Genomic DNA, 6,493 nt, shown 5'->3' on the forward strand with positions numbered 1-6,493 from the left:
CGCTATTTCCACATCGCGTGCTTATCGCGGTAGCAATCCACCCACATCGCCGTCGCGCCGCAGATAGCGACTGGCAAAATCACCAGGTTGAGAACCGGGATCATGGTGAACAGGCTGGTCAGCGCGCCAAACTGCATGTTAATGACCTTCCGCGAGCGCAGCGCCTCGCGCATGGTTTTAAACGGCACTTTATGGTTATCGAACGGATAGTCGCAGTACTGAATGGCCAGCATCCAGGCGCTAAACAGGAACCACAGTACCGGCGCGACGGTTTGACCAATGCCGGGAATAAAGTACAGCAGCAACAGAACGATGGCGCGCGGCAGGTACCAGGCAAACTTTTGCCATTCGCGTTTCATAATGCGCGGGACATCTTTCATAATGCCGAATACGCCAACGTCCGGCGGCGTCGCGCCGGTCAGCCGCGCTTCGAGCTGTTCCGCCAGCAGGCCGCTAAACGGCGCGGCAATCCAGTTGGCGATAGTCGAAAAGAAGTAACCAAATACCAACAAAATAGAGATAACCGCCACCGGCCACAGTAGGTAGTTTAACCACTGAAGCCATTCAGGCACATGGCTCATTAATGAAGGGATCCAGCTATCGAGACGGGTAAACAGCCACCAGAACGCGCCGCCCATCAGAATCACGTTAACTAATAAAGGCAGGAACACGAAACGTCGGATCCCTGGCAGCCTGATGAGTTTCCAGCCTTGTGAAAAATAGTAGACGCCGCTACGTGGGGTAGTTGCGGATGATGAAACCATAGTCAGGCGATGCTCCTTTTTTAACATTCAGTGTGAATGCCCGCTTATTTTATCGGGTTGCCAGACAATAACCAGTTAGGAAATGTTCGAAAAAACAGCAAAAAGCACGATTTAGTTCATCTTTATGGGGTGAAAGGGGCAGACGCACTTGCACTTGATGTAATCGGCAAATACTCTTAGTGAGTAAATGTTTGCCGTGGTGGCAAGGTGTTAGAACAACAGAGAATATAATGATGCAGGATTTGCGTCTGATATTAATCATTGTTGGCGCGATCGCCATAATCGCTTTACTGGTACATGGTTTCTGGACCAGCCGTAAAGAGCGTTCCTCGATGTTCCGCGATCGCCCACTGAAACGTATGAAGTCTCGCGACGATGAAACATCGGAAGGCGATGACTTTGATGACGATGTTGAAGGCGTAGGTGAAGTTCGCGTTCACCGGGTTAATCACGCCCCGAACGGCGCATATGGGGAGCAAGAAGCACCTCGTCAGGCGCCGCAACACCAGTATCAGCCTCCGTACGAGCGTCAGGTGCAGCAACCTGTGCGTCAGGACGAGCCGGTGCATCAGGCGCCGCCGCACGCGCCGCGCCCGCAGCAGCCTGTTGCTCCGCAGCCGCAGGCCCAGCCGCCGCATCATGTTGCCCCTGCTCAGCCGGTACATCCAGCGCAGCCGGTTCATCAGCCGCAACCGGTACCGCCGCAATACCAGCAGCCGGTGCAGCCTGCGCCGCAGCAGCCTGTAGCGCAACAGCCGGCGCCAGTCCAACAACCTGTTGCTCAACAACCTGCGCCGGTTCAACAGCCAGCCGCGCCGCAGCCGCAACAGGCGCCTGTTGCGCCAGCCGCTGAACCTCAGCAGCCCGCCGCCGCGCCGCAGCCAAAAGAGCGCAAAGAGACGGTCATCGTGATGAACGTCGCCGCGCATCACGGTTCGCAGCTTAATGGTGAATTGCTGATCAACAGCATCCAGCAGGCCGGCTTTAAGTTTGGCGATATGAATATTTTCCATCGTCATTTAAGCCCGGACGGTAGCGGACAGGTATTGTTCAGCCTGGCGAACATGGTTAAACCTGGCACCTTTAATCCGGATGCGATGGTGGATATGACCACGCCGGGCGTGACTATCTTTATGCAGGTGCCGTCGTTTGGCGACGAGCTGCAAAACTTTAAACTGATGCTGCAGTCGGCGCAGTACATCGCCGATGAAGTTGGCGGCGTGGTGCTTGACGACCAGCGTCGGATGATGACGCCGCAGAAACTGCGTGAGTACCAGGATCGTATTCGCGAAGTAAAAGAGGCTAACGCCTGATTTCTACGCGCTAGCGTGTCGTCTGCTTAATCTGAACCCCCGCCCGTCGGGGGTTTTTTATCATTGATGGTGCGATATGGAACCAATCGAACAAAAACTGACTGAACTGCGAACCACCCTTCGCCATCATGAATATCTGTATCATGTTATGGACACCCCGGAGATTCCCGATGCGGAATATGACCGGCTGATGCGCGAACTGCGCGAACTCGAAGCGCAACATCCTGAACTGATTACCCCTGACTCGCCAACCCAGCGCGTTGGCGCGGCGCCATTGGCCTCTTTTAGCCAGATTCGCCATGAAGTGCCAATGCTATCGCTGGATAACGTCTTTGATGAAGAGAGTTTCCTCGCCTTTAACAAACGCGTGCAGGACCGTTTAAGCGATACGACGGATCTGACCTGGTGCTGCGAGCTCAAGCTCGATGGCCTGGCGGTCAGCATCCTCTATGAAAACGGCGTGCTGATGCAGGCGGCGACCCGTGGCGATGGCACCACCGGCGAGGATATTACCTCCAACGTGCGCACCATTCGCGCTATTCCGTTGAAGCTACGCGGCGACAATATCCCGGCGCGTCTGGAAGTGCGCGGAGAAGTGTTCCTGCCGCAGGCTGGATTTGAAAAAATTAATGAAGAAGCCCGCCGCACCGGCGGTAAAGTGTTTGCTAACCCGCGCAATGCCGCTGCGGGCTCGTTGCGCCAGTTGGACCCGCGTATTACCGCGAAGCGACCGCTTACTTTCTTCTGCTACGGCGTTGGCGTGCTGGAAGGCGGCGAACTGCCGGCCAGCCACTCTGCCCGTTTACAGCAGTTTAAGCAGTGGGGGCTACCGGTGAGCGACCGCGTGAAGCTGTGTCATTCTCCAGAGGAAGTGCTCACTTACTATCGCCAGGTTGAAGAAGATCGTCCGAAACTTGGTTTTGATATTGACGGCGTGGTAATTAAAGTCGATTCGCTGGCGCTGCAGGAGCAGCTTGGTTTTGTCGCCCGTGCCCCGCGCTGGGCGGTAGCCTTTAAATTCCCGGCCCAGGAGCAGATGACTTTTGTCAACGATGTGGAATTCCAGGTTGGCCGTACCGGGGCGATTACGCCGGTAGCGCGCCTTGAACCGGTGCACGTGGCCGGGGTACTGGTCAGTAACGCCACGCTGCATAACGCCGACGAAATCGAACGTTTAGGTCTGCGTATTGGCGACAAAGTGGTGATTCGCCGCGCGGGGGACGTGATCCCGCAGGTCGTCAACGTAGTGCTTTCTGAACGCCCGGAACATACGCGTGAAATCATCTTCCCAACCCATTGCCCGGTATGTCATTCCGATGTTGAACGCGTGGAAGGGGAAGCGGTGGCGCGCTGTACCGGCGGGCTTATCTGCGGCGCACAGCGTAAAGAAGCGCTGAAGCACTTTGTCTCCCGACGGGCGCTGGATGTCGACGGTATGGGCGATAAAATCATCGATCAGCTGGTTGAGAAAGAGTACGTCCATACGCCAGCCGATCTGTTCCGTCTCAGCGCGGGCAAACTAACCGGGCTGGATCGCATGGGGCCTAAGTCGGCGCAAAACGTGGTCAACGCGCTGGAGAAAGCGAAAGAGACGACTTTTGCCCGCTTCCTTTACGCGCTCGGTATCCGGGAAGTTGGCGAAGCGACAGCAGCGGGACTGGCGGCGCATTTTGGCACAATTGAAGCGCTGGAACAGGCTTCAATTGAGGAACTGCAGAAGGTGCCTGACGTCGGGATTGTCGTCGCCACGCATACTTTTAACTTCTTCGCCGAAGAGAGCAACCGCGAGGTCATCGCGCAACTGCGCGCTGAAGGCGTACGCTGGCCGGCGCCGGTGGTGGTGAAGGCGGAAGAAATTGACAGTCCGTTTGCTGGTAAAACCGTGGTATTAACCGGTAGCCTGAGCCAGCTGTCGCGCGATGAAGCCAAAGCGCGGCTGGTCGCGATGGGGGCGAAAGTCGCCGGCAGCGTGTCGAAGAAAACCGATCTGGTGATTGCCGGCGAAGCGGCGGGCTCTAAGCTTGCGAAGGCGCAGGAGTTAGGCATTGAGGTTATCGACGAAGCCGAAATGATGCGCCTGCTGGGAGAATAACGTGGATAAAGCGCAGCTCATCGAGATTGCTAATACCGAGATGCCATTTGGCAAATATAAGGGGCGCCGTTTGATCGACGTCCCGGAAGAGTATTTGCTGTGGTTTGCCCGTAAGGATCAATTCCCTGCCGGGCATCTCGGCGAGCTGATGGCGTTGACCTTATTAATCAAGACCGAGGGGCTGACGCAACTGGTGCAGCCCCTGAAGCAACCGCGTTAACCTGCCGTAGCGCGGGATTTCTCCTGCGCCTGTTGGGCGTCTGTTTGCGCTTTATAGCGACGAGCCAGCACGGCGCAGACCATCAGTTGGATCTGATGGAAGATCATTAGCGGCAGCACCATTATCCCCAGAATCGATGCCGGGAACAGGATATTCGCCATCGGTATCCCGTTCGCCAGGCTCTTTTTCGAGCCGCAGAAGACGATGGTAATTTCATCCGGCTTGCTAAAGCCGCAGCGGCGGGCGACAAAAACGTTGATCGCGATGACAATGGCCAATAGCACCAGGCTGACAACGACGATAAACAACAGCGACCCTACGCCCACTTTATGCCAGATTCCATTGACGACGGCTTCGCTAAAGGCGGAGTAGACCACCAGCAGGATTGAGGTCTGGTCGGTTTTGCCAATCCATTTTTTATGTTTCGCCACCCAGCTACCGATCCACGGGCGCGACAAGTGTCCAAGAACAAACGGCAGCAGCAGCTGCAGCATAATCTTACCGACCTGTTCCAGATCGCCGCCAGCGCCATGCAAATGCATCAACAGTCCTACCAGCAATGGCGAGACAAAAATACCGAGCAGACTTGACGCTGAAGCGGAACAGACCGCCGCGGCGACGTTACCGCCGGCGAGCGAAGTAAAAGCAATAGCTGACTGTACGGTCGCCGGTAAGATACAAAGGTAAATAAAACCGCTATAGAGCATCGGATCGACCTTAATCGGCGCCCACCACGCAAACAGAACCCCCAGAACCGGAAAAACAATAAAGGTGCTGCACATCACCCACAGGTGTAAACGCCAGTGGCTGCCGCCGGCGATAATGGCTTCACGCGACAGCTTGGCACCGTGCATAAAGAATAACAGCGCGATGGCGGCGGTGGTGAGATGCTCGACGAAAGGGACGAATTCGCCGCGCGCCGGGAAGAACGAGGCCAGCAGAACCACGGTGATCAATGTCAGTGTAAATGGATCAAGAATGCGGAAAAGTTTCATAAACGCTCCTGAAATTCGATGCCGCTATTGTGCTTTCTTTGTTTTGAGAAATAAAATTGATTTATTGCATCTATTCATGAATAAAACAGATGAATTATTCGTTACGTCAGTTAAAGGTCTTTGTCACCGTCGCCAGGGCGCGCAGTTTTAGCCGTGCCGGGGAAATTATTGGTCTTAGCCAGTCGGCAGTGAGCCATAGCGTTAAGGAACTGGAGCACCAGACCGGCGTACGTTTGCTCGACAGAACGACGCGTGAAGTGGTGCTCACCGAAGCAGGCCATCAGCTGGCGGGCAAGCTTGAGCGTTTGCTTGATGAACTCCATGTGACCCTGCGCGAAGCGGGGCGGGTAGGGCAGCAGCTGACGGGGACCGTGCGCGTCGCCGCCAGCCAGACCATCTCGGCGCATCTGATCCCGCAATGCATCGCTCATAGCAATCGCCGCTATCCGGATATTGATTTCGTACTGCATGACAGGCCGCAGCAGTGGGTGCTGGAAAGTATCCGTCAGGGAGAGGTTGATTTTGGTATCGTTATCGATCCGGGGACGGCGGCAGACTTGCAGTGCGAGTCCGTATTGGCGGAACCTTTTCTGTTGTTATGTCGTGAGGATCACCGCTTTTCCCGGCAGTCATCGGTCAACTGGCAGGAGTTGCAAGGGGAGAGGCTGGTATTGCAGGACTATGCTTCCGGCAGTCGGCCGCTGATTGATGCCGCGCTGGCGCGTTTCGCCATCAAAGCCGATATCGTGCAGGAGATTGGTCATCCGGCGACGCTATTCCCGATGGTGGAATCGGGGATTGGTATTAGCGTACTGCCGGCGCTGGCTTTACCCTTGCCGCAGGGCAGCCGTTTGCAGATAAAAAGATTAACCCCGGTTGTGGAACGCCAATTGATGCTGGCGCAGCGAAAAAAACGTTCGCTGTCGACCGCGGCGCAGGCGCTGTGGGAAATCGTGCGAGAAGAGGGCGCAAATCTGACATCAGCCAGAATTGAGGATCCGCTGTATCAGCGCTGAAGTTTTTTGCCTGGGCGGCGCTCCGTCGCAGGTGTCTGAGTTCTGCGCATAGCAAAAAGGCGCCTTTAGGGCGCCTTTTTACATTGGTGGGTC

The 6,493-nt window shown here is 55.8% G+C and carries 6 protein-coding genes; 4 read left to right on the plus strand and 2 right to left on the minus strand.

Going from position 1 to position 6,493, the window contains the following annotated elements:
* Positions 1-2 precede the first annotated feature (2 nt).
* A complete protein-coding gene (cysZ, locus tag ABLV17_RS12135) occupies positions 3-764 on the minus strand; it encodes a sulfate transporter CysZ (protein ID WP_049060291.1) in 762 nt (253 codons plus the stop codon).
* Positions 765-994: 230 nt separating this feature from the next.
* On the opposite strand from cysZ, the gene zipA reads away from it, so the two are divergent.
* The 3 genes from zipA (at position 995) to ABLV17_RS12150 (ending at position 4,389) form a co-directional block, all read left to right on the plus strand.
* Positions 995-2,077 carry a cell division protein ZipA gene (zipA, locus tag ABLV17_RS12140; RefSeq protein ID WP_213317530.1) on the plus strand — a complete coding sequence of 361 codons (1,083 nt, stop codon included), beginning with the start codon at positions 995-997 and terminating at the stop codon, positions 2,075-2,077.
* A gap of 76 nt (positions 2,078-2,153) precedes the next feature.
* A complete protein-coding gene (gene ligA, locus ABLV17_RS12145) occupies positions 2,154-4,169 on the plus strand; it encodes an NAD-dependent DNA ligase LigA (protein WP_348854299.1) in 2,016 nt (671 codons plus the stop codon).
* A 1-nt stretch (position 4,170) separates the two neighbouring features.
* Complete coding sequence (locus ABLV17_RS12150) at positions 4,171-4,389, plus strand: DUF3820 family protein (protein WP_013878164.1); 219 nt, start codon at positions 4,171-4,173, stop codon at positions 4,387-4,389.
* Here the strand turns inward: ABLV17_RS12150 and ABLV17_RS12155 are convergent.
* The gene (locus ABLV17_RS12155) at positions 4,386-5,384 is read right to left on the minus strand and encodes a bile acid:sodium symporter family protein (protein WP_013878163.1); all 999 of its coding nucleotides are present in this window, start codon (positions 5,382-5,384) and stop codon (positions 4,386-4,388) included. The genes ABLV17_RS12150 and ABLV17_RS12155 overlap by 4 nt on opposite strands.
* An 89-nt stretch (positions 5,385-5,473) precedes the next feature.
* On the opposite strand from ABLV17_RS12155, the gene ABLV17_RS12160 reads away from it, so the two are divergent.
* Positions 5,474-6,400, plus strand: a complete 927-nt coding sequence (locus tag ABLV17_RS12160; RefSeq protein ID WP_348854300.1) for a LysR family transcriptional regulator — start codon at positions 5,474-5,476, stop codon at positions 6,398-6,400.
* Positions 6,401-6,493 lie beyond the last annotated feature (93 nt).

This window comes from Klebsiella sp. CN_Kp091 (genome assembly GCF_040065095.1).
Taxonomy (GTDB): domain Bacteria; phylum Pseudomonadota; class Gammaproteobacteria; order Enterobacterales; family Enterobacteriaceae; genus Klebsiella; species Klebsiella aerogenes.